This is a genomic window from Geofilum rubicundum JCM 15548 (assembly GCF_000974365.1).
In the GTDB taxonomy this organism is placed as follows: domain Bacteria; phylum Bacteroidota; class Bacteroidia; order Bacteroidales; family Marinilabiliaceae; genus Geofilum; species Geofilum rubicundum.
Genome location: NZ_BAZW01000021.1, coordinates 26742 through 52039 on the forward strand (window position 1 = coordinate 26742; position 25298 = coordinate 52039).

The 25298-nt window shown below is 39.6% G+C and carries 16 protein-coding genes and 2 pseudogenes; 8 read left to right on the plus strand and 10 right to left on the minus strand.

Annotated elements, in window-relative coordinates:
* Positions 1–310 precede the first annotated feature (310 nt).
* Both JCM15548_RS10760 and JCM15548_RS10765 read left to right on the plus strand, forming a co-directional pair.
* Positions 311–3049 (plus strand): LamG-like jellyroll fold domain-containing protein, encoded by a 2739-nt coding sequence (locus JCM15548_RS10760; RefSeq protein WP_162198218.1) that lies wholly within the window; start codon positions 311–313, stop codon positions 3047–3049.
* A gap of 218 nt (positions 3050–3267) precedes the next feature.
* Positions 3268–6426, plus strand: a complete 3159-nt coding sequence (locus JCM15548_RS10765) for a cadherin-like beta sandwich domain-containing protein (protein ID WP_162198219.1) — start codon at positions 3268–3270, stop codon at positions 6424–6426.
* Between the two features lie 138 nt (positions 6427–6564).
* Here the strand turns inward: JCM15548_RS10765 and JCM15548_RS10770 are convergent, their stop codons facing one another.
* Positions 6565–7476 carry an NAD(P)-dependent oxidoreductase gene (locus JCM15548_RS10770; protein WP_062125181.1) on the minus strand — a complete coding sequence of 304 codons (912 nt, stop codon included), beginning with the start codon at positions 7474–7476 and terminating at the stop codon, positions 6565–6567.
* A 130-nt stretch (positions 7477–7606) separates the two neighbouring features.
* Here JCM15548_RS10770 and JCM15548_RS10775 point away from each other — a divergent pair, with 130 nt between their 5' ends.
* From JCM15548_RS10775 to JCM15548_RS10785, 3 genes are all read left to right on the plus strand, one after another.
* Positions 7607–9019 carry a sensor histidine kinase gene (locus JCM15548_RS10775; protein WP_062125183.1) on the plus strand — a complete coding sequence of 471 codons (1413 nt, stop codon included), beginning with the start codon at positions 7607–7609 and terminating at the stop codon, positions 9017–9019.
* 100 nt (positions 9020–9119) lie between these two features.
* Positions 9120–10289, plus strand: a complete 1170-nt coding sequence (locus JCM15548_RS10780; RefSeq protein WP_062125185.1) for an ATP-binding protein — start codon at positions 9120–9122, stop codon at positions 10287–10289.
* Between the two features lie 59 nt (positions 10290–10348).
* Positions 10349–10699, plus strand: coding sequence for a hypothetical protein (locus tag JCM15548_RS10785; RefSeq protein WP_062125187.1), 351 nt, complete (start codon positions 10349–10351; stop codon positions 10697–10699).
* Positions 10700–10876: 177 nt separating this feature from the next.
* Here the strand turns inward: JCM15548_RS10785 and JCM15548_RS10790 are convergent, their stop codons facing one another.
* The 9 genes and pseudogenes from JCM15548_RS10790 to mnmE all read right to left on the minus strand — a co-directional run bounded on the left by JCM15548_RS10790 (position 10877) and on the right by mnmE (position 22169).
* On the minus strand, positions 10877–11839 hold the full coding sequence (locus JCM15548_RS10790) for a nucleotidyl transferase AbiEii/AbiGii toxin family protein (RefSeq protein ID WP_162198220.1): 963 nt from the start codon (positions 11837–11839) through the stop codon (positions 10877–10879).
* Positions 11836–12561, minus strand: coding sequence for a DUF6088 family protein (locus JCM15548_RS10795; RefSeq protein WP_062125191.1), 726 nt, complete (start codon positions 12559–12561; stop codon positions 11836–11838). Before JCM15548_RS10795 ends, JCM15548_RS10790 begins: the two co-directional genes overlap by 4 nt.
* Before the next feature lie 178 nt (positions 12562–12739).
* On the minus strand, positions 12740–13600 hold the full coding sequence (locus JCM15548_RS10800) for a DUF7281 domain-containing protein (RefSeq protein ID WP_062125192.1): 861 nt from the start codon (positions 13598–13600) through the stop codon (positions 12740–12742).
* Between the two features lie 2 nt (positions 13601–13602).
* Complete coding sequence (locus JCM15548_RS10805; RefSeq protein ID WP_062125194.1) at positions 13603–17256, minus strand: ATP-binding protein; 3654 nt, start codon at positions 17254–17256, stop codon at positions 13603–13605.
* The gene (locus tag JCM15548_RS10810; protein WP_062125196.1) at positions 17240–17806 is read right to left on the minus strand and encodes a condensin complex protein MksE; all 567 of its coding nucleotides are present in this window, start codon (positions 17804–17806) and stop codon (positions 17240–17242) included. The genes JCM15548_RS10805 and JCM15548_RS10810 overlap by 17 nt, the downstream gene beginning before the upstream one ends.
* 6 nt (positions 17807–17812) lie before the next feature.
* Positions 17813–19000, minus strand: a complete 1188-nt coding sequence (locus JCM15548_RS10815) for a hypothetical protein (protein WP_083985091.1) — start codon at positions 18998–19000, stop codon at positions 17813–17815.
* A gap of 44 nt (positions 19001–19044) precedes the next feature.
* Positions 19045–20006, minus strand: a pseudogene (locus tag JCM15548_RS10820) (IS30 family transposase).
* A 142-nt stretch (positions 20007–20148) separates the two neighbouring features.
* The gene (locus JCM15548_RS10825; RefSeq protein ID WP_062125200.1) at positions 20149–20517 is read right to left on the minus strand and encodes a helix-turn-helix domain-containing protein; all 369 of its coding nucleotides are present in this window, start codon (positions 20515–20517) and stop codon (positions 20149–20151) included.
* A gap of 240 nt (positions 20518–20757) precedes the next feature.
* Positions 20758–22169, minus strand: a pseudogene (gene mnmE / locus JCM15548_RS10830) (tRNA uridine-5-carboxymethylaminomethyl(34) synthesis GTPase MnmE).
* A 169-nt stretch (positions 22170–22338) separates the two neighbouring features.
* Between mnmE and sucD the strand changes: the two are divergent.
* The 3 genes from sucD (at position 22339) to JCM15548_RS10845 (ending at position 25211) form a co-directional block, all read left to right on the plus strand.
* Complete coding sequence (sucD, locus tag JCM15548_RS10835) at positions 22339–23223, plus strand: succinate--CoA ligase subunit alpha (RefSeq protein ID WP_062125202.1); 885 nt, start codon at positions 22339–22341, stop codon at positions 23221–23223.
* A gap of 185 nt (positions 23224–23408) precedes the next feature.
* Positions 23409–24146, plus strand: coding sequence for an SIR2 family NAD-dependent protein deacylase (locus JCM15548_RS10840; protein ID WP_062125204.1), 738 nt, complete (start codon positions 23409–23411; stop codon positions 24144–24146).
* A 6-nt stretch (positions 24147–24152) separates the two neighbouring features.
* The gene (locus JCM15548_RS10845) at positions 24153–25211 is read left to right on the plus strand and encodes a mechanosensitive ion channel family protein (protein WP_062125206.1); all 1059 of its coding nucleotides are present in this window, start codon (positions 24153–24155) and stop codon (positions 25209–25211) included.
* Positions 25212–25298: the final 87 nt, after the last annotated feature.

Below are 25298 nucleotides of genomic sequence, written 5' to 3' on the forward strand. Positions count from 1 at the left end.
TTGAAATTACATATTGATATTCAGAAGTTTACGAAAATTGTGTTTTAAAACAGGTTTGAATGATTCGCACTTTTTTACAGATTCTTCTGTTAGGTTTTTTTAACATTTCAAATAAAAGTCGAAATTACTTTTTTGGTTTTAGTCGATTTTATGATGGTTATTCGTCGAAAAAGTGACAATGATAGCGGTCGGTCCTGTTTAAATTTGTAACAATAGTTGTATAAGCGTTAATTGTAAGTAGTGCTTAGATGAATGTGCTTGTTGATTGGTGAAAGTAGACATCTTGAATAGGTGAATAATTATAATGAAAATGAAAAAGCGTTTCTTGTCTTCCTTGTATATCATTTGGTTTGGGTGTTGTCTGTTGACTATTAACGCTCAAATAATACCTGATAGAACCGTTCCTTTTAATGTTTCGGACAGTGGCGAAGCCATGCCGATAATTTGGGGACTTGATTTGGCCTGGTTGAGTGAAGGCAACATTCTTCGTGGGATGGCATTTATGGGGGCCGACCGGGTTGATTTGGTGAGATCTTCGTTTACACCCACTGCGCCATTGGTGGATGGTGAATTACAATCAGTAGAGCTCGGCAGACTGAATGAGCGTTTGGATATCATTGCCTTGCTTAATCCGGAAACCAAAGTTGTCCTCAATTGTGATCATCCTACTGTTGACCCGTGGTTTGACGGCCATGCTGCCAGATGGGCACAATTAATTGATGTAACCACCAGACATCATCAGGAGGCGGGACGGACAGTGGTGACTGTTTCGCCATTTAATGAACCGGATTATGGTTGGGGACAAGGCAGCATGTTGGATTTCTACAATATTGCCGGAGAGTTGCGTGATAACCCTCGTTTTGATAATATCCGCATTTCCGGAGGAAATACGCTAAATAATGACGAAGCGCTCAATTGGTATAATTTTTTGAAGTCGCGGTTGGACGAGGGGAATACCCATCAGTTAGCCGGTAGCTTTGATAATTATGCCCATTTTTATGAAACGGTCAGGGCCAATGGGCACCATGCGACCAATGATGAATTGCACAATGTGATGGAAGCCATGGTGGGCGTGGAGTATGGTATGCAAACCGGTATTTGGTGGGGAACGGCAGAGTTGGCCAGAGGGGAATTTGTAAAGGCCAGTGATGGTGAGCGATTGGCCTATGCCGAGCATCGACCTAACTGGACGGCTGCCTCTGTATACCGGAATCCGGAGGGTAAGGTGCAGGCTTTTGGCGGTACTTCAGAACGCATGGCTGTGACCACCTCTTATCGATTTGTCTCCTTGGAGCGGGATGTTTACTTCGACGGTCATGGACCACAGCGGGAATACACCATGGTGTTACCAGGAGGAACTGGTTACCAGGCGGGACAGACCAATGCCGAAAGAGTGGTAAATATTACATGGGGAGATGATATTCAGCCGGTCATAGACGGTCGATATGTTCTGGTTAACAGGCATAGCGGCCTGGTAATGGAGGTGGCTAACGGAGCCACTAATGCCGGTGCCAATCTGCAACAAGGGATAAATAATGGCGCTATCTATCAACAGTGGAATGTAAGGCCGGTTGATTCAAGGGTTGGGGGTGATTTTAGTTATTTCTCAATGACGGCTGTGCACAGTGGTAAAGCCCCGGATATTTTAAATTGGTCGCTCAACAATGGCGGCAATATCATTGTATGGGATGATGTTAAAGGTGTTAATCAACAATGGTACCTTGATTATGCGGAAGATGGATGGTTCTATATCCGGAGTCGACACAGTGCCAAATGTCTGGAAATTGCCAACTCCAGTTCTTCAGCAGGAGCCAATATCCAACAATGGGATAAGGATGGCGGGGCCAATCAACAATGGCGTTTTCTGCCCATCGATGCGCCCGTGGAATTTGAGGCACCAGATAGTCCGGAGGATTTGAGCGCCACGGCCAACGCTGAATCCATTCAACTGGACTGGTCTGCCAGTCCGGCCTCCGATCTAAAAGGGTATACTGTTTTCCGGGCTGAATCGGCCGGAGGTCCCTACAGCACCATTGCCCGTAATATTTCAGGCACCTCATTTGTGGACCATAGCACTGCTTCGGGCACGGTATATTATTATACGGTCAAAGCCACAGACCACTCCCTGAACACCTCCGCCTCCGCCAATGAAGTATCTGCCATGACCACAGGTGATGATACGATGGTTGCCCAATTTCAATTTGAAGAGAATTTTTTGGATAGTTCTGTCAATCTTAACCATGCAAAAGCCAATGGGGAAGTCGATTTTGTTGAGGGACCAATTGGTGCCTCTGCAATAGGCCTGAATGGCTCCGATTCGTTTTTACAGCTTCCTCCAACCATAGCCAATCAACAAGAGCTTTCCATAGCCACCTGGGTTTACTGGAATGGAGGTGCTTCCTGGCAGCCCATCTTTGGTTTTGGAAATGATCTGACCCAATACATGTACCTGACGCCGCGACTTCGGTTTGCCATTAAGAATGGTGGCACAGAGCAAAGGTTAAACGGATCTGCATTACCTACTGGACAGTGGGCACATGTTGTTGTAACTTTAAGTGAGTCTGGTGCAGAATTATATGTTAATGGAGAGCTGGTGGACACATCTCAGGATATTGTTGTGCGTCCCCTGGATTTTAAACCTGTTTTAAATTATATCGGACGAGGAGAACATACGGCCGCATTGTTTAATGGACGTGTGGATGATTTCCGAATTTACAATTACGCCCTGACACCCGAAGAGGTGGTGGATATTTCCGCATCACCTGTAACGGGTTTGACAGATTCGGAACCTGATCTTTCTGACACATTTTCGGTATGGCCAACGCCGGCGAATGATGTGTTGAACCTGAGTTTTAGCCAACCCTTAAACCAGAATGGGTTGGATATTGAAATCTATAACATGAATGGCCGTATGGTGATGAATCCATTCATCTCCTCCGGTGCTGAAACAACCATTTTAAACATCTCTGGATTGCCCAATGGAATTTACTTGCTTAAGCTGTTCAGTGGTTCCTTTGTCTCTACCAGGAAGATTGTTGTAAGTCGTTGATAATTTGATTGATCCTTATTCCTGATTCCCAATCTTTAGTGTCGATTTTTTGTCCTTTTCGAAAGGCGCAGTTTTACCTTTTTATGAAAATGGTAGAGAAGTACTGTTACTGATTGTTTAATATTTAAGGAGGTTAAATCGTAATAATTAATGATTGTAATCAAAAGAATCAAGTTTAGTGTGTAACAATTATAAGTGTATTAATTAAATCTATGATTATGAAAAGAAAAAATTTACTATTTAAATTTTGGATGATTATGGTGATTATGGGCCTTTCAGGGTCGGTAATAACCATGGCTCAAACTTTAAAGCACTCCTATACCTTTGAAGATGGTACAGCTGCCGATGCAATTGGTGGCGCAGATGGTGTTTTACATGAGGACGCAGTGGTTGAAAATGGCGCGTTGGTGCTTTCGGGAACCGGTTTTGCAACCCTTCCTGCCAAAGTTATCGACATTCCATCCTATGAAAGTGTGACGGTTGAGGCCTTCTTTACCCAGTCGGCCGGCTTAACAGGCAACACAACCCTTTTCAGTTTTGGACGAATGGATACCGAAACGGACTGGAAAGGCCTGGATTATTACTTTTTTCAGCCTACCAGAGGAGATGGCAATTCCAGAACTGCCATTTCAACCGGCAATATAGATAATCCTTGGGCAACCGAAACTGGAGTCAATCGTCCGGCCATTACCGATACCAGAACGCACCATGTGGTAAGTGTATTGACAGCCACAGAAATTCGTCTGTATTTTGATGGAGAATTGATTGGTACAGAACTTCTTACTGGAAGTAATGCCATATCGGCTATTAGTTCCGACACCGCTTTAATTGGTATGCTCGTTTATCAAAACGATCCCAAATGGCAGGGTTCTGTTGAAGAACTGAATATTTTCGAAGGTGTAATGACAGAAGCGGAATTAGATCAGCGATTTAAAGATTTCATGGGCGATGCCTATTTCGATCCAAGGCTGGAAACTTTATCCGTAAATAAAGGCGTTTTGTCGCCCGAATTTAATTCTGAAGAGTTGTTCTATGACCTGTTTGTGCCCTATGGTACAACCTCCGTCGTACTTGAAGCAAGTACCGTAGTTGGTGGAGCCAATATGGCCATATTTGATGGCTTAAATAATGAGATTCCGGAAAGTGGAGAAGTTGTTTTTGGTCTGGATGGCATTGAGGTAAGTATTGAAGTGACCGCCCTGGATGGTTCCACTTCAGCTATTTACTATGTATCCATCTCTCAAGATCCGGCTGAGGAGTCGGCCCGACTTTCGGGTATTGATTTATCAGTGGGCGAGTTGACCATGGCTTTTGATCCTGATTCGACCAATTATACCGTTATTGCTCCGCAGGGTACAACTTCTGTGGATGTCACAGGGGTGCCCATGTGGGAAGGCGCCACCGTTTCAGGTGATGGCACCGTTACCCTCACTGATGGTGTAGGCTCAACGACCATTTCGGTTATTTCGGAGGATGGACTTAATAGTATGGCTTATACAGTTGATATTTATGAAACGGCAGTAACAACTGGTCAGTTCTATTTTATTCAACATGAAGCATCCGGATATGTGGTAGGAGAGAGCGGAGCAGATCCTAATTTAATCCGGATCTATAATCCGTTGAATGATGAGCCTTCACAATTGTTCCAGTTTGAAGAAAGTGGTGTGGAAGGTCAGTTCTACATTAAAAGTCAAAACGACCGCTATTTGACACTGACAAGTGATCCGGTATGGGACATGAAAATGGTGGATGCATTGACAACCGATCTGGATAGCTGCCGCTTCGAATTGAGTGAGTTTGAGCCAGGGCGCTTCAGAGTGATTTCTGTTGCTCGTGCAGAAACTGTTAATAAGTACATGGGTACCAATAATTCATCTGTTGAAGGTGGTGTTTATTCCGATAAGTACATCGACAATACTTTGGCGGTTTGGAACATCAAAGCACCCGCAGATGTGGTGGATCCTTTTGATACTTATCTTTCAGATCTTTCTGTTGCAGGTGAAAATGTAAAGCTATTCCCATCCTTCAACATGTTTGAAACGAATTATTTCATTGTACTACCAATTGGTACGACCTCTCTTGATATCACGGCTATACCCCGCGATGCAACTGCTAGCGTAAGCGGTGCCGGCGTGCAAGCCGTGAGTGGTGAAGGTAGTTTGACCATAACAGTTACAGCTACTGATCCCCAATATTTCAGAGAATATGTGATCAATTATCTGGAAGATTCGCCGCTCACGTTGAACCACTCTTACACTTTTGCAGATGGTACGGCCAAAGATGTGGTGGGTGACGCACATGGTACACTTAACGGAGGTTTAATTGAAGACGGTGTTTATGTGGCCGGAACAGAGGGTGATTACATATCATTCCCGGGCGATAAGATTGCCATCAATACCTATCCATCTGTGACCATGGAAGTCTATTTTGTAGCCGGTGACGGTGTCAATGGTAACAATACCATGATCACCTGGTTGGGTAATACCTCTGCTGATAATTTTGGGGTCGACGGCGTGTTTATGTCCCATAAGAGTCGCGCAGCCATTAGTTGTGGTAGCTATTCTGCTCCATGGGGTGCTGAGGATGGTGTTAATTCAATTCTTTTGGAGGATGGTCTTCCACATCACATGGTAGCCACCTTAAACAATGATTCAATTGCTCTATTTGTGGATGGTACCTTTATTGGTTCTGCCCAATTGAGAGATGCGAATAAGGTCTTCAATTTGAGCAATGAATTGGCTTATCTCTGTAAAGGTGGTTATGCCGGTGACGAAACCTGGAATGGTTCTGTTCTGGAGTATAATATCTATGCCGGAATTATGGATCAAGAAACTGTAGCTCAGCGCTCAACAGCATTCCCGATAGAAGATGGTTCTGAAGACGCTACCTTGTTAGACTTAATGTTGGATGGTGTTTCTTTAGAAGGCTTCTCTTCCAGTGTACTTGATTATACAGTGGAGGTAGCTGATGAAAGCTATGAGCCATTCATCTCTGCTGAAGCCAAGAATGCCGGAGCCAATATTACCATTGTACAAGCTCCTCAAGTTCCTGGTACAGCTACTGTTGAAGTCGTTGCTGCTGATGGTGTTACAAGCTATACCTATACCATCGAGTTTGTGATGACTTCCACCTCTATCGATGAGGCTAAGGAGGAAACGGTTATTGTTTATCCAACCATTACCAACGGAGCCTTTACCATTAAGACCAAAGGACAGGCCGGTATGGTTACTGTTTATGACATGACTGGTCGGGTTGTTGTTAGTCAGCCACTGCAATCCTCAGAGGATACCATCAGCTTGCCAAAAGCAGGTATGTATATTCTGAAGGTGGATACGCAGGATGAAGTTAAAGTCTTTAAAGTGATTAAAAGAGACTAAGTAAGTAGTTATTGGGCTGATTTTTTAGGCCGGATTATAAGTAAAGGGCTGCCCGACGGGCAGCCCTTTTTTCTTTCATTTGGATGGGACATCAGCCCTTATGCGACCGCTTGTTTTTCCTTTGAACCAGCACTTTTGCTATCTTCTTTTTAGATGGTCCGAGATGTTCGAAAGAACCTTTTCGCTTAGTCGGACAAAGGCCTCACGCGTCCTTCCCGAAGATACGCCCATACAATAAACATTGGGGTGTTCCAAAAAATCATCATTTCCCAAAGCACCGTTTGAATCGCAGTACAACCGGTTATCTCCATTGATCCATGTGTTAAATGGCGCGGCATCCCAGGCAGGTGATAAGCCCACATTAAACAATATCTTGTTGTTGCCGAGGTGTTGAAATTGTTCTTTGTGTAAAAGAACCGTGTTTTTATTCAGACAGGAAATGACCACTTCGTTGCTTGTCAGAAGTTCGTTTAACACTTTGAATCGGTAACCTTTGTTGTGGGCTTCCTGTTTTTCGCTGCGCGAAAAATAGCTGATATCAGCTCCCAGAAAATGGAGCGCATCGGCTATCATTCCTCCCAGTTTTCCCAGACCGATAATTCCCACTTTAAGCTCCGTCATTTCACGGGGTTCTCCGGACCAGGCAACTATTTTGCTGCCGTCGGCCTTGTGGCCAAAACCATGTAAGCAACGAACCAGTTCGCTGATGACGTATTCCACCACCCCTTCATCGCCGTAGTCGCGTATGCCGGTTACCGTTATGCCCCGCTTTTTTGCATAGGCAATGTCCACGTTGGCGCTTTCAGGAGAGTACAGGGAACAACACATACCGATATATTTCACATGGGCACATTTTTCCAAAGCTTCAGCGCCTAAGTAGGTGGTGTAACTGAGCAAAACCGCATCGGCATCACCGATGCGTGCCGCAATTTCTTCATTACCGGATGGCAGGTTGTCATGCAGTATTACCTCAGTGGCGAAGTCCTTTAATTGATCTTCAGCCGATGGTACAAGACCTATGGGTTCTATGGCAACTAATTTTTTAAACATCAATTTTTTTTGCAATAATAGTGAATTAGTCCTGCAAAAAAACTAAAAATGGCTATATTTCCAACATAATAATTTTCCCGCTAACCAGTATGGCCCATGACTGGGATGAAAAAACCGAATAATTGAGCGTATGAGTAAGGCATTGGATTCGGAAAAGATTAAAACTCAATTTGAAAATTATCTGAGAAGGGTTTTCTTAGATAACCTCGCCCTCATTTTAACAATGGGGGCTGTTTTCCTCTCCTACTATATATACTCCGACTGGAGCGTAAGAAACAACTACAATGCCGTGTTGATACGGGCTGTGCCGATGGCTATAATTGTTGTGTTACTCATGCTGCATTTTGTGGCCAGGCATCGGTTCTATCACATAAAAAAAATATTATATATCGCCGTTTATCTGGCGGTTCAGCTGATGATGTATGCCAAATGCCTGCTTCATCTACACGACGATGCTTTGGCGCCCAGTGTTACAGGTGCCATACTGGTCATTTTTCTTGTTTCGTTGGACGCCAAGGAGAATAAAGGATGGACGGCTTTCATCTTTGGACTTCCCATCCTTTTATTTACTCTTGTGCTGGTTTTTTTCGGGAAGCCCAGCGATCAGGAGTTTTTAATCATAGCAGACATTTATCCGATATTAATTATTGGGTTTATCATTAACCGGGTACAATATAATCTTCGATTCAAGCTGTTTAAAACCAATAAATTATTGCTCAATGAGCAAAACAAAACGAAGGCCCTCTATTCAGAAAGTTTAACGATCAATCGCCTGCTGGAGCAAAAGGCCATTGAAGCCCGTGTCATAAAGGAAGAAATAGAAGTCAAAAATGAAGAGCTCAAAAAACTGAATGTGGCCAAAGATAAATTTCTTGGGATTATTGCCCATGATTTAAAGAATCCCATAGGAAATATCTGTGGCCTATCCGATTTGTTGTTGGTCGACAAGCGTCTGGAAGAAAAGGAAAAATACAAATTCATTGAATTAATTAATGAAAGCATATTGCATACGCATCGCCTCTTAGAGAATCTGCTGGACTGGGCCAGGGCACAAGGTGATTCCATGACCTTCCTTCCTGAGAACCACAATGCGCATAAGGTAGTTGAGAAAGAGTTGAAGGCTCTGCGACCCATGGCCGGTAAAAAGGGCATTTCTGTTGAAAACAATATTCCGGCCGACTTTCAGCTATTTACCGATCGCAATATGTTTGAGACCATTATTCGCAATCTGGTGGCCAATGCCATCAAGTTTACGCCCCTGGATGGAAAAATTGGCATTGATGCGCAATTCATTCAACGTGAGGGGAGGCATATGGTTGAAATATCGGTAGCTGATAATGGTGTAGGGATGGAAGCAAATCTCGTGTCGAAGCTCTTTGAAATTTCAGAACAAACCTCCACCAAAGGAACCAATAATGAGGAAGGTACCGGATTAGGGCTGCTTTTGTGCAAGGAGTTTATGGACATACATAACGGAGTGATTGATGTAGAAAGTAAACCCGGCAAGGGCAGCGTTTTCAAGTGTTTGTTTCCGCTTAATTGATGCTTTAATGACTATTATCTGAAATTTAAATGACGAGATTGCGATGCATTGCACTGCAATAGTGCATTTTTATTAAGTTTGTATAGTAAATGATCTCAATATGGAAAAGCTTCTCGAGGTTTCGGCCAAACTCATAAAAGGAACGGACATCAGTTTCTTTAGATATATATATGCCGATATTAACTGGAACAATCGAATGATTGGACTTACTGGCCCAAGAGGAGTCGGAAAAACCACTCTCATTTTGCAACATATCAAAAATGCCCTGAATCCGTCAGAGACCTTATATGTTACTGCTGAGGACTTTTACTTTGCAGATAACAGGCTACTTCATTTAGCAGACGCTTTTGTAAAGCGAGGAGGAAAGAACTTGTTTATTGATGAAATTCATAAGTACCATGATTGGTCAAAAGAACTAAAATTGATTTATGACTATTATCCTGATTTAAAAGTGGTTTTTACCGGGTCTTCGGTTCTGGATTTGGAAAAGGGATCTTCCGATCTGAGCCGCAGGGCTGTTATGTACCATATGCAAGGGCTTTCATTTCGAGAGTATCTTGAGCTTTTTCATCAGTTTTCGGTTACTCCCTATTCCTTAGATGAAATTCTGGACCATAAAATTGAGTTACCGGAAATAGAACATCCTTTACCTTTGTTTCAGGATTATCTGAAAAGAGGCTATTACCCTTTTGCCCTGGAAGAAGATTTTGAAACGCGCTTGCAGCAGGTGGTCAATCAAACATTGGAAACAGATATTCCTTTGTTTGCCGGGATGAATATGGCTACCGGGCGGAAACTGAAACAACTTTTGTCGATAATAGCGCAAAGTGTGCCTTTTAAACCCAATATGACAAAAATAGCTACAACGCTTTCTGTCAGCCGGAATAATATGGCTGATTATTGCTTTTTTATAGAAGAAGCAGGAATGATTGCACAATTAAGGAATGCTACCGGTGGTATTAAAGGACTGGGGAAAGTTGATAAAATATATCTGGATAATACCAATCTGATATACAACTTAGCCAGTGAAAACGCCAATGTCGGTAATATCAGAGAAACCTTTTTCTTTAACCAGCTTAGGGCAAAGCATGAGATCATTGTTTCCCCGGTGGCAGATTTTTTGGTCGGCGAACTTACTTTTGAGGTAGGAGGTAAAAACAAAGGAAACCAACAAATTCAGAAGGTTGAGAAGTCTTTTGTGGTTAAAGATGATATTGAGCAGGGCTTTTTAAATACAATTCCATTGTGGCAGTTTGGTTTTTTGTATTGAGGTTTAATTGAATTTCATTAAATTTCTGAGGAGTTATATAAACCGGTTAAAAAATACTTATGATTGAGACAATTAATAGGGACGCATTAATTCTGTTCCCAAAACAGCCGTTATACGATTGGGTAAATTATATTTCTACCGATACTAAGATGAAATGTCCTAAACCCATGGCGCATGACGAAGGAGAGGTTTATCTTATTCCAGAATTTGATCATCCTGATGATGCTATTGATTTTTTGAAAGATTATTATGTTGAAATATTTGAACATCAGTTATTTAGTTGGATAACCGATGATAACCTTTGGCCTGATAATTTATCCTGGGAACTTTTTAATAGTTGGTTTCATTACAGTATTCAGTCGATGGTTATGGATACCCTTGGTGAAGAAATTGAAAAGGATGAATTTTAGGATTGGGGTTCGGTTTTACCATGTTCTCTTTATATGAGTATTAATACATCTTACTTCCCGATACAAAATGTAATCACCTGCTAATAATCAATCAATTAGGCGATTAGGGCAACAAATAGGAAACTTTTTTCATCAAAAAAGTGCTATCAGGGGGTAAAAAATGGAAAAATTCTACCACTACAATTTAGCCAGAATTTTTATCAATGCTGCAAATTTTTGTGCCACCTCTTTCTCGTTTGGTATTTCAGAATACGCTAACATTGATAACTCATTTTTATAGGTTGTTTTCAATTTCTCCCAAATTGAATCGAAATCTTTTATTAAAGGAGAATCCTTCATCGTTTTCTTGTTCCATCCTGTCGGTTCATCAAATTGCCGTTGGTCGTGTGCCAGCACTTTGCGAAACTGCGTCTTGAATTCATCGGAGTTTACATATTTATTACAAGCTTCATCTTGCAGTAAGTAATAAAGGTCGTAAAAGTGCCTTATTTTACCCGAAATACTTTCGATTGGCTTCTCATCGAATGAGAATCGAATTAGTGATACCAATTTTTCAATTAAAGTCTGCTCTTTATCCAGAACATTAACTTCAAATTCTTCTAAGTCATAATTTCTAAGCAACTCATCTTGACCTTGGCTTTGTATGTATTCGCCTATCATGCTTTGAATACCAACCTTGTGGTATGGAAATGGATTTGCAAATGAGTTAATTTCAACGATAATTGATTCCGGAACTGCTGATTTTTGTTTTTGTGTCAGTGTTACCGGGAATTCATATACAGCTTTTCTAAAGCGTGAACCTTTACTGGTTACACCATCTACTTCTTTTTCTGTTAAGTCTGTAGCTATTTCCTTTTCAACTGTTCTGATTAAGGTTTTGATTTTATTTCCGCATGTGCCAGGCGTAAGAATTACAGCTACGTCAACATCCTCCGAAAAGCGGTTAATCAGTTTATGTCCCTTGGATAGAGATGTACCACCTTTAAATACAACTGAATCAACATACTTGCTTTCAGACAGCCGTTTTAATACCAGGCTAATCCAATAGTCTTTTTCGATAAAATCCGGTGCTATATTATTATTGTCACTTGTTACCAATATGGCATTGTTAAAAGCTTCTTTGTTAGTATGTAAGTTCATCGTATTCTCCATTTATCTTTTGTCGGTAGTGTTTGTGTTGAAATTGAAAAGCTGTAGGCAGTAGCCGGATTAAGCGATTCATATATAATTTGTGTTCCATTATCAGCCTCAACCATATCAATAAGAGCGCCTGTTAAAGCCCTCGTTGAAGCATTGTATTTTAAAACCAGTTTTTTAAGTTGATTAAGCCTTTCAGGTGCAAGTTTCTTTAAAATGGCAATAAAGCGATTGCAGGATTGGTTTTGGTTTGTGTCAGGTATATCTTTAATAAACCTAATACTATCTAATATCTGTAATAATGGAATATTGTCTTCTGTAATCCTGTTGGCTTGCTTAATAAACCTTATTTTATACATACCACGAGAAATAGCCTTTTTTTCATTATTACAACCAATTTGTATTGTATTGGAAAGCTGAGTGGTTAGGAATAATGAATTAAATACTGAAAATCCGGTTAGATAGCCTATTACTTTTTTATCTTTTTGAAGTAAGTCTTTTACTACTTGAAAGGTATCAGGTTTTAATTCCCCAAACTCTGTCATTTGGGGTTTATAGTATCTACCTTTTGAAATTTTACGAAGCTTGCCTTCTTTTACCAATCTGTTTAAAGCAATAATTACAGCATTCGTTTTTTCCGGTTCAAAGCCTAATTTATCATAGGTAAAGACATAACCATCTTTAAATTTGCTTATTACATTCAATATTTCTGCTGTAGTTCTCATACGGTACAAATATAAGATAAAAAGTTAAGTGAAATGTTAATACGGGCAAAAACATTTCAAATGCATGAGGTATATGTCACGTTTTTCCCGGTATAAACGTGACAAATACTTCCTTATAGCTTTTTAAATAAGTTCACATTAGGGTAGTGATACTACCTTAATCATAAAATAAATAAAACTACAAGCCAACTTCAACTAAAACCTCCTGCTCCAGACACTTTTTATATTTATGAAACAGTGAGATTAAATTTTCTATATCGCTATTTAAGTTCAAGGCTACAGAAGCATTTGATTTATATTGAGAGTCATACAATCCTTTGTTGCCATACTTAATTATTAATTCCTCTATATTTTGAGGAATAAAGAAAGATGCTTTGTTTTTAAGGTGTTGCAAATACTCATCTCTGAAAATACGAATGCCTTCAAAGTCAAAATCGCCAAAATGCAGGTATTTGTTAGGTATGCTTTGTAGCCAGGTTACTAAATCTTTGGATTGAGGATAACGACTAACAAACAAAATAGATTCTGCTTCGAATAGATGAGCTTGTTTACCAATAAACCTAAAGTTCTCAGGATTCTCTATACCAACAATAAGTGTTTCCGCCGGGATATTAAAATCCTCAAAATTATGAATGTAGGTGTATGTTCCTTCTAGTGGTTCAATTACAAATTTGAGTCCCTTAATCCTTGCTTGAACTGGGTAAAAACAATTGACAAGAAACCCTTTAAAAGTCCTTCTTGTTGATGACTTTGAATTAGAAGAAGCAATTATATTTTCAGCTCTTGTAAGACCACTTTCCTCATTGTTGATGTAAGTTTTAAGGTCATTTATGCCTAAGTGACTACTCATGAAATTGATAACAGCTTCCGGTTTTGCTGTAAATATGGTTTTCCGACTTCTGCCCTGTAATTTTATATTCAAGATTCCATCTTCTATCATCTGATTAATCACTTTACTTTTCAATTGTCCATAAGGTATGCTCTCACCTTGAATGAGCAATTGAATTTTTCTCGCTATGTTAATGGATATTTTATCCATAATTATTCAACTAATACTGGGTTTGAGATAATTCGCTTTATCTTAGATTGTTTGCTGTCATCCTTACTAATTTTATAGATATGTCGATAGTTCAGCGGAGTACTTTCGGTAGGTGAACCATTAATCAATAATATGTTTCTATCATTAGCAAAATTCAGGATTCCTTTCACATTATTAGGGTGCAATTTTCCAATTTCATCCATCATACAATGAAGCTTAAAATCCTTGAATTTCCTTGAAGCTCCCTCTTTAAATACATTCAGGAGCATAATGTTAATCATGGCTTTAACTAAGACATCAGTGCCTTCTGAACCAACATTTGATAATTTTTCAACCCATCCGGTGTCGTTCCCATTTTCTTCAACTCTAAATGATAATTCAAAAGAATCCGTTAATTGAATTACAGAATCCTTTGCCTGATTTATTTCCCGAACCAGTTGTTTTAAAAGTTCAACTGCCTTCTCATTGTTTTTATCCTGATCAACACCTGAAAAAAGGTTGGCAGCCCCAAGGCTTAAGGAATTGTCATCATTAAATTCCTTTATCTTCTTTAGTAACATTACAGCGGTATTCTTGCTGTCTGTAATATCTAATTCAATGTTGTTAATTGCTGTAACAAAGTTTTTTTGTCTGAAATCAGCATTGATTTTATTAATAATTTTCTTAATCTCACCTGTTTTGGAAATTAACATAGTAGTTTCTTTTCCAACAGAACTTATGATGTAAGCAAAACGCTCATTCGTTCTTTTTTCAAACTGGTTTATTTTACCCTCCTCAATAAAATCGCTTAACTCTTCCGCCCAATTTATAAATTCTTCTATTTCAATTAACTTAGATGGAAAATTGAAAATATTTCCTTCCGAGAAGTGAGACAGGAACTTGTCGATACTTTCCCTGAGTTCCTGATGTTTATTTGTTACTTTACTATTGTTATCGATAATATCATCAATAATATCGACAGCCGTTTTACTATTGCTTATTGGCTGTATTGTACTTTTAGTGCTTTCAAAAAATTCGAGAGCAGATGAGCCTGTTTGTTTGGCATATTTTTCCTCATCGTTTTGGAAACAAATTATTTTTGCTTCTATTTCAGTTATACTTTCCTGAATATCTGTAACTTTTTTGGAGAAGGTTTTATTCAAAGTGGAGAACTCATTTTGCGAATGTGTTAACTTTTCTTCAAGAACCTTTATTTCATTTTTAAATTCCTTTTCTTTATCGAACAGCTCCCTTTTATCTTTATAATAATCGCTTACTGTATTTCGTTTTTTTTCAATGAAAGCTAATTCATTCTCAACAGTAATAATTTGCTTTTCAATTTCTGAAAGAAGTCCGGTATCGGCTCCTTTGTTATCCAATTCATTGTTTCTTTCGGTTTTAAGGATAACAATCTTTTCAGCAATTAGCGTTTGCCTTTCTATTATTTGTTGTTGTAACTCCTGAATTTTAGCATTGTTCTCTGCTTTTAATTCATTGATTCTTCTTGTCTTTTCCTTCTGCTTTATTTCTTTGTTCTTTCTCAGTTTAGTCTTACAGGTTTCATAATCTTTATACGCTTCCTGTTTAATAACTATCGCTTTATCTATTTCAACTTGAATTTTCTCTATCTCATCAAGTTTTTCATTTAAAGCTTTATTTGTGAAACTGTTCTTATCCAATTCAAATTTTTCTATTTGCTTTGTCAATTGCTCACACAAATATTCAGCCTGTCTCGCTTTTTCTTTAAGTCCTTTTATTTTTGGCAGATTTCTACGTTGTATATTATCCAAATCCTTTTCTAATACAACTGTAATATATTGTATATCTTTTTGATAATGTTCAATACTATCGTTTAACTTGTTCAACTCAAACCGAAAATCATCTATGTTTTTAATTTTTAAATCAATCTCATTCAGGTTGATTTCGATGCCATAAATTGAAGAAGAATCATTATGTAGTTTTGGCGATAATCCATCCTGGAATAAGAGTTTTTCATCGATAATTTTTCCAATTGTATTTTCCCAACCAGGCTTATTTTGATTTAACCACCCATAGAGCGAATCTTTGCTTTTGTTGATTCTATCTTCTATTTCATCCTTATGTAGTCGTATTGTATCTAGTTCTTCTTGTAATTTCTCCTTCTTTCGTTCACTGTTTTTTTCTATTTCCGACTTTTCGTAATTCCATTTAGTTTGCAGTGTCTCAACTTGTTGTTTGTAACTAATAATATTGTTAGACTCTTCTTTGTAAGCTAGTTTCGCTTCGTTAATTGATTGAATAGCCTGCTCGATTTCTTTCTCATAAAACTTGGTATGCTTTATGGTAACTTTTTGCTTTTCAAGATTATGAACATCTTCTTTTTTTCTATCAAGCTCAGTTTCCTTGTCTTTTATTTCAGTTTCATGTTCACTTTCTAAGGCATTAAAAAGCTTTTCATACTCGCTATTTAAGTCAGAAATGAATTTGACTACTTCTTTTTCTATTTCAACTTTTTGAATATCCTTTTGGTTTACAAAAGCATTTAGCTGATTCTCCTGCTCTTTAATGAGGGCTTCATATTTATTATTGATATCACTAAACTTATTTGTAAGCAGGGTGCGTTCGTTTTTTAAAGACTCGAATTCCAACTTCTTTTCTTCATTAGCAGATACTCGTTTGATAAGCTCTGAAATATTAATGCTCTCGTAAAATTTCTTCTGATTAGCGGCATCTTTTAACTTACCATTTAACTGGCTTACACTCTCATTAATCTTAACTTTACGCTTTTCAAATAATTCCTTTTCGTAGTTGAGTTTTTGCTTCTCTGCATTGAGTAACTTTTTTTTATCTTCTTTTTGTAGGTGAAGTACTGGCTTTTCGGATTCAATTATTTCTAATCTGTATTTAAGAAATCCGGCTAACGAGCTTTGCTCCCTTTTTAAATGCCTGATTGCAGATAGTGTTTGAATAGAATTTTCGGCTTGCTTTTGAACTGAAGGGAAACGAAATCGCTTAATATCATTTAATTCTGTTTCAAATCCTTTAAGGTGATGATTATACTGGTCTAAATCAATAGTTATGTGTTCATCTTCCATTGAAGAGATAATGGTTTGTTTTATCTCATTGGCATCCAGTTTTGTATTTAAGAAAACGTTTTGTATCGTTCGATAGATATTTTTATATTGTTTTGCTTCGAGTAAAGCATATTTTTTAAATTCATTTTTGCCAATAAAATTACCGTATAAAATATCGCGGTATTGGTCGTAACTATTCACCATTGACGATACATTGATTCTATTGGCATCCAGTTTTTCTCTTATTGTATCCCAATTGTTGTATACTTCTCCAGTTTCTTTTATAAAATATTCAGCATAATATGGTGTATCAATAAAACGGTAGCATACTCTGTTTTGCGATTTAAATGCAACCACGCAATAGGCACCAGTTTCTCTTGCCACTTCATAAATAATGTACGAATTTGCATAGCTTAAATACCAATCGGCAAAGCTTTTAACAGTAGGACCATTTGGAATGCCTAATTTTCGGGAATCGGCATTATAAAAATAAAGAATGGCACGAAGAATAGTACTTTTACCTACGCCTTGTGTGCCAATGAAATGAATGTTACCATCCAGTTGAATTTCGGAATAAGGAATAGTGGCACTATTGATAAAGACAATTTTATTCAGGTATCTCATCTTGTACTTCTTCTGACAGGTTAATACTTAATATTAATGTTTCCAGATAACTAAACGAGGCTAATACTTTATAGGAATCAGATATCTCATTTTCAAGTTCCACAAAGCCATCGCTCTTTAATTTTTCTACCAGCTTCTTTATTCCATCCAGTTCGTTATCGGTTTGGGTATATTTTTTTAAAGCCTTTAGTTTGCTTTTTAGATTGGCATTTACTTTCAATTCTACAGCAATTGATTGAGGTTCGAACCGAAATCCTGAGCTAAAAGAAGAGTCGTAGGTTTTAAAAAAATCAACCATGTCAATCCATCGGAATGCTTGTTCCAGTTTGCGGGTAATATCTGCTTTTTGTTCGGGACGGGTAAAGTGATAATATTCAATACCCTGAGTTAATATGTAATTGATTTCTAAAAAGTAGTCCTCTAAAGCATCAAAGTTTTCATCAATAAAGCTGAACAATTTTTGGTCTTGTGACCTTGAACTGTTTGAACAAATAAAACCACCTTTACTAAGTTGTTCGAATACGTCTTTCTTTAAGTTATTTATAGCCATATCTTCTTATTTAGGGTAAATGACTGAAAACTCTGTTCCTTTATAAATCACATATTTATCTGTAAACCGAAAGTCATTTTCATAGAGAGAAATGAGTTGGCAATAGCATGTTACTATTTCTTCAAAGCTTACTTCTTTTGGATAATCATATTGGTTTACAAAATCGAGTAAATGATAGCCAGATGCAGTAAAACTACTTTTCATTTTCTCCAAATCGATAAAAATATCAGTTTCTACCGTATCATTAAAAAATGTTTCATCAATAGCTTTTGCCAGTGGTACTTTTAATTTAACGGTACTTTTAATTTTTTTGCTTAGCGCTTTAATTATTTCATAAGTATCGTCATCCTGTAAAATATCTAACGAAAGTTTTACCGGAAAAGCAGGCCTGTTTTCGAACGCCACCGGATTCATTTTGTTAAGTAGCTTAACAATATCCGATTTGCTTTCTAGTTCAAATTGGTCTTTTAAATACTTAACTTGACGAATTTTCTCGATAAGTTTACTTTGGTGTTTTACCTGGTTCAGAAAATCGATGATTTGTTTCTCTGTTTCAATCAGGTTATGGCGTGCTTCTTGCAGCTGCAACCTTAATTCTGTGGTAACGTGGTTTAATTCATCATCTTTGGCTGTTGCAAAAAAAGTAAGTTCGTCTTCCGTTAAAAATTGTTCCGTAACTGCTATAAGCTTCTTGATGTCAATTCTGCGTTGGTCGTAATTTTCAAGCTTCTTTATTTTAACCTTATAGTTGGGTTCTGTTTTAAAGGTATTATCGATATTCCGGTTAAGGTCAACAATATTACGTAAACAAATAAACCCCATCTTACGCAGAGAGCCCTTTACTGATTTGAGATATTTATATTTTCGGTGCTCACTATCTTCTGCCAAATAGTAATCAATATTCTCCTTTAACAAGGTGATATGCTCAGTAATAAGAGAGATGTTAATTTCCTCGTTAACATCAAGTATTTGCTCAAAAAATGAAAGCAACTGGTCTTCGATTTCCAGATAACGGCCATTTCGAATAATAATCCCTTTCTCAATTAAGGAATCTACCTTGCTTTCTTCCATCAACTCAATAGCCTGGTCGTAACGGTAATCAAACGATTTTCGTTTGCCAAACATTTCCCCGAGCAAATCTTTTCCTAGAACTAGAGCATTGAGTAACTCTTTTATGGAATGGAAGGTGTACATATTTAGCTTAAGGTTGAAATAAACATATCATTCCTATGCAGAATTCAAGCCACTAATGCAACTTTTGTCTTGTTTAACAATTGGGTTTTTACAAAAATTGGATTTTTATAGTTAAACCGCTTTCTGGGTCTGCTATTGATCCTTTGCGCCACTTGCTTAATGTACTCATCATCTATGTTTTTAAAATCTGTTTTCTTCGGAATATACTGTCTAATCAGGCCATTCAGGTTCTCGTTTGCTCCCCTTTCCCAGGAGTGGTAGGGTCTGGCAAAATAAAAATCAACAAGAAGGCTCTGAGCAATCTCAGAATGGTCAGCAAACTCAGCAAACTCTTTTCCATTATCGCTCGTTATGGTTTTCAACAACTCCTTATGATCCTTAAGCAGCTCTACAGTTGCTATATACACCTCATTGCTGGTTCGTCGTTCTACTTTCTTCATCCATAGAAAGCCGCTCGCCCTATCGTTTATAGTGACTATTGCTCCCTTATGATTCTGCCCTATTATGGTGTCTATTTCCAAATCACCAAAACGCTTCTTGTCCTCAACCTCTTTGGGACGTTGGTCTATTCCCACCCTATTCTTTATAATACCTCTTGTATCCTTTTTGCTGCCCCGCTTGCGATAGCGCCGACCTTTTCTGCGAAGATGGGTGTGAAGGGATCCCCCAGTCTTCTTATCGGACCACACATACTGGTATATCCGTTCAGGGGAAACAAACTCTTCTCCAACATCCTTACAGTAGCCCACAATCTGTTCGGGGCTATAATCCTCTTTAAGTAGTTGGTCAACGCAGGCTTGAACTGAGGTTGTAAATTTCTTTCGTTTTGGTATGCACACCTTACGTTGCTCATATTTTCGCTGCGCCAAAACAGCTCTATACTGTCCGCTACGCTTATCGCAGTTGCGGCTAATTTCCCTATGATTTCTGCAATAAATACTTGCGATGCATCTCTTGATAATAATACCTCAATAGTGTATCTTTGCTCTCTGGTTATATGGCTCATATTAAAACTTTTTCAACGGAGACGCAATATAAAGACATATATCCATTCAGCAGGAAAGGGAGGAATTATTTTTCTCTCTTTCTTCTGAAAAAATATTTTTATCAATTACTTCTCCTCTAAAAGTTGCATTTACTACTTGAATTTAGGTAATAATAGTTCGTCTGCCAATTTTAGAAGCAAATATCTTTTCCTGTTTAATAAGGCGTTGTATTGTCCATCTGCTAACACCTAATAATATGGATGCTTCAATTACACTAAGGAAGTCTTTGTCTCTGAGATTAACATGGTTTCCTATTTGCAAGGGGAGTGTTGAAGATTTAGCTTTTGAGCTACTCCCTTTTTGTTTGTTAATTTCATTCGTGAGAGCATTTAATACCATGCTTTCTCGTTTGCGTTGTTTATATGCTCTACTCGCGCATGCATGACTGCAATATTGAGTTCGCACTTGCTTTGCTATAAAAGAAGCACCGCAGTATTCGCAGAATTTTGGTAAACTAATATTACTACTCATATTTTCCAATTTTGTGTACTAAGTAGCATTATGGTGCTAAATAGTGCTATATGGTGCAATTTTTCGCCACTTCTAAAATATTTGGTGCCAGGGCAACAAATCTTCATTCTGGGCAACAGATTGGCAACAATAATAATTAAAAAACATGAAATTATGAAATGTCAAATAACAGGAATAAGTCTTTTAAGTAGTTGGTATAGTGTAAGAAAAGAAATAAAGTGAAAACATAAAACACCAAACCTATTTTCCGATACAGAAATGCTTGAATATATTGCCTAGAATTTCGTCGGTATTGATTTGGCCGGTGATGCTGCCGAGGTAGTGGAGGACTTCGCGGATGTCCTGAGCCAGAAAGTCGCCGGAGATGTTGCTATGCAGGCCATCTTTTACCCTAAGGAGCTTTGAAGGGCCTGAGTGAGGGCTTCGTGGTGGCGGGCGTTGGTGACGATCACTTCATCGTTGTTGACGGCTTGCAGGTCGATGGTGCGGAGCAGCTCGGTGGTGAGTTGGTCCAGGTTGGTCCGGAATTTGGCGGCGATGGGAACCACGCTGTGGTGACCGCTTAGTTCTGAAAAGGCTTTCTGTGAAAATTTTTCCTGAATGGTGGAGGGGTCGGATAAATCAATTTTGTTGACGATGACGATTAATTGTTGCCGCTCTCGATCTATTTTTTCCATTATGTCTGATACCGCTTCGTGAATTTTGTCTTCCGGGTCGGTGACATCGACCAATAGCAAAACGATGGAGGCTTGTTTGACTTTGCTGTAGGTTAGTTGAATGCCCAGACTTTCGATTTTGTCGGCGGTGGTCCGGATACCCGCAGTATCGATGAAACGAAAAGCGATACCACCGATATTGATGCTGTCTTCAATGGCATCGCGGGTGGTACCATGGATGTCGGAGACGATGGCGCGCTCCTCGTTGAGAAGCGCGTTGAGCAAGGTGCTTTTGCCGGCATTGGTATGCCCAACAATGGCTACGGGGATGCCATTTTTGATAACATTACCCAATGAAAAGGAGGTCACCAGTCGGGCGATGTGTGCTTCAATTTCATTCACCAGAGCAATTAACTCCTCCCGGTTGGCGAATTCGACATCTTCTTCGCTGAAGTCGAGTTCCAGCTCAATGAGGGATATGAACCACAACAGACGCTCACGAAGTTTGATCAGCTCGGAGGAGAAACCACCGCGCATTTGTTGCAGGGCAACCCGGCGGACTGCCTCATTGCTGGAGGCGATCAGGTCGGCCACTGCTTCGGCCTGACTCAGGTCCATTTTTCCGTTGAGGAAGGCACGTTGGGTAAACTCGCCGGGCAGGGCCAGCCGGGCTCCGTTTTTAACCAGTAGTTGTAATAGTTGTTGCTGTATGTAGGGAGCGCCGTGACAGGCAATTTCTACGATATGGTCGCCGGTGAATGAATGAGGGGCTTTGAATACTGAGACAAGGACTTCATCCAGATCCTTTTCTCCGTCAGTTATTTTTCCAAAGTGAATGGAATTGGCAGGCTGCTGCGAAAGAACTTTCCCACTTTTTGCGGGAATAAAAACTTTTTCACAAATGGAAAAGGCTTGCTCACCTGCTAAGCGTATCACGGCAATGGCACCCATGCCCGGGGCGGTGGATATGGCACAAATCGTATCGTCGGTTGTCATGTTTCAAATATTTTCGAATACAAAGTTACTCATTTTTGCGAGCTGATTAAAGCCACAGCCTGCTATAAGCAGCAATAGTAGTGGTAATAAAATGAACCTTTGCCCTTGCATCCTGTTATAAGAAAGACTATTTTTAATGTAAAACATACCATCTAAATATTCTTTATATATGAGCGTATTAATTGATCAGCATTCGAAAGTAATAGTTCAGGGTTTTACCGGTAGTGAAGGGACCTTTCATGCCGGACAAATGTTGGAATATGGTACAGATGTCGTAGGGGGTGTAACGCCCGGAAAAGGCGGGTCGGTGCATTTGGGCTTACCTGTTTTTGATACCGTAATGACGGCGGTTGAAGCAACTGGTGCAGATACATCGGTCATTTTTGTGCCTCCGGCCTTTGCGGCCGATGCCATAATGGAGGCAGCAGAAGCTGGCATTTCCGTTATTGTAGCCATTACGGAAGGTATTCCTGTAGCAGATATGGTTAAAGTAAGGTCGTTTACCGATATGAAAAATGTGACATTGATTGGTCCCAATTGTCCGGGAGTTATTTCACCCGGAAAAGCCAAGGTGGGCATTATGCCGGGCTTTATTCACCAACAAGGGAGCATTGGTGTCATAAGTCGATCGGGTACCCTGACCTACGAAGCGGTGGATCAGCTGACCAAGCTGGGGCTGGGTCAGAGTACGTGTATTGGTATTGGCGGTGATCCTGTCATTGGGACTTCCACGCTCGATGCGGTTAAGTTATTGATGGATGATCCGGATACGGAAGGCATTGTTATGATTGGAGAGATTGGTGGCAGTATGGAGACCGATGCTGCTCGCTGGATTAAGGAGCATGGCACCAAACCGGTTGTGGGCTTTATTGCGGGACAAACAGCGCCTGCCGGACGTCGTATGGGACATGCCGGTGCCATTGTAGGAGGAAAGGATGATACGGCAGCTGCCAAAATGAAGGTGATGAAACAGTGTGGAATCCACGTGGTTGATTCGCCTGCCGCCATTGGAGAAACCATGCAAAATGCTTTGAAGCAAAAAAAAGCAGTGTAAGGAAAAGAAAATAAGATAGCGTGGCCGCCATTTGCAGATATCTCAAATGGCGGCTTTTTTGATGGGTAAATTATCTTAAATATCGATCGCCAGTCTTTGAATCTCCTTCAAAATGCTTATATTTAAAGAGTTTGATTCTGTTTGGATCAGCAACGGGACTTTTAAAAAATGGAATAACAGCGTGTATGGATGAACAAACTTTACGTGATGTAGCGGAAATCATCAGAGATTCTAAATATTGTATGGCGTTTACCGGAGCAGGTGTTTCGGTAGAGAGTGGCATTCCGCCATTTAGGGGTGAGAACAGTATCTGGACCAAATACGATCCCGTTATTTTGGATTTGACGTATTTTGAAAACTACCCCGAAGCTTCATGGCCGGTTATAAAAGAAATTTTTTATGATTTTTTTGGAAAAGCCAGGCCCAATAAGGCACATGAAATATTGGCACGCCTGGAGGAGGAGGGGATTGTAAAATGCATCGTGACTCAGAATATTGATAACCTGCACCAGGAAGCTGGTTCTAAGGAGGTTTATGAGTTTCACGGGAACTCACATCATCTTGTTTGTTTGGCATGTGGTAATTCGCAAACGGCCGATGAAGTTGATCTGACCCTGCCCTTAAAATGTTCCAGATGTGAAGGGCTGGTTAAGCCTGATTTTATATTTTTTGGGGAAAGAATACCTGAAACGGCTTATCAGAATAGTCTGGAAGCTGCCCGGAAAGCGGATGTCTGTCTTATTATCGGCAGCACCGGCGAAGTGATGCCTGCTGCAATGATTCCGCGGGAGGCGAGACGAAACGGTGCCGTGATTATCGAAATAAATCCCGAGGATTCCCTGTTTACCAGAGAGGTAACGCACATTCATTTGCAAGGTACGGCTGGTGCTGTATTTTCAGAATTGGAAAAACATTTATTTTAATTGATTATGACGCTACCTGAAATTGACAATGACATATTGAAGGTCATTCTGATATCGATTCTGATTCTTATTGGCGGTTTTGTAGCCTCTATTTGGCTGTTTCGAATCCTAAAAAAGATATTGAAAAAATACAAAAATCCCGCATTTAAGCGAATTGCCTCCATTATTCAATATCCTTTTAAAGTATTGGTGCTGTTAGTAGCGCTCAACTTTGTGCGGGTGCATCTGCAGAGTTCCATTCTTATTGAAGGTAGTAACTTTGGGCAGCTCTTCTATATCTTGTTTTTAACGGTAATTACCTGGTTAGCCATCTCTGTTGTTAAGGCGGTAAAGGCCGTGATCATTGCCAATTACGATGTGGGTATTGAGGATAATTTAAAAGCACGAAAAATTCATACCCAAATAAAGGTGTTTGAGCGGATTGCTGTGGTCTTGATTGTTTTTTTTACCATTGCCATGGCTTTGCTTAGCTTTGAGGCCATACGTCAGGTGGGGGTGAGCTTGCTGGCTTCGGCCGGTATCGCAGGTATTATCATTGGTTTTGCTGCCCAAAAAAGCATTTCCATGCTTCTGGCAGGTTTTCAGTTGGCCATTACACAGCCGATAAGGCTGGATGATGTGGTGATTGTGGAAGGAGAATGGGGTAAGGTAGAGGAGATTACGCTGACTTTTGTGGTGGTGGCCATATGGGATAAGCGGCGGCTCGTGTTACCTGTGACCTATTTTATTGATACGCCTTTTCAGAACTGGACACGCCAGACATCTGAAATTCTGGGAACTGTTTTTATTTATGTGGATTATGGTTTTCCAGTGGAACGTTTGAGGGAGTTTATGACGCAATCATTGTCGGAGAACCCCTATTGGGATGGGAAAGTGAATGTGCTGCAGGTGACTGATTGTACGGAGAAGTCGATGGAATTAAGGGCCCTGGCCAGTGCCAAAGATTCGGGTACGGCATGGGATTTAAGGGTTAAGCTCCGCGAAGATTTGATTGAATTTATCCGAATCAATTATCCCGATTATCTGCCTCAGAATCGCCTGAAAATGGAAGAGCCTAAATCTTAGATTGCTGAAATGACAAAAAATTCTAACTTTGCTCTGTTTTTTGTCCTGTTTGAGGTATAAATACACGATGAATGTTGCATGAGTAAG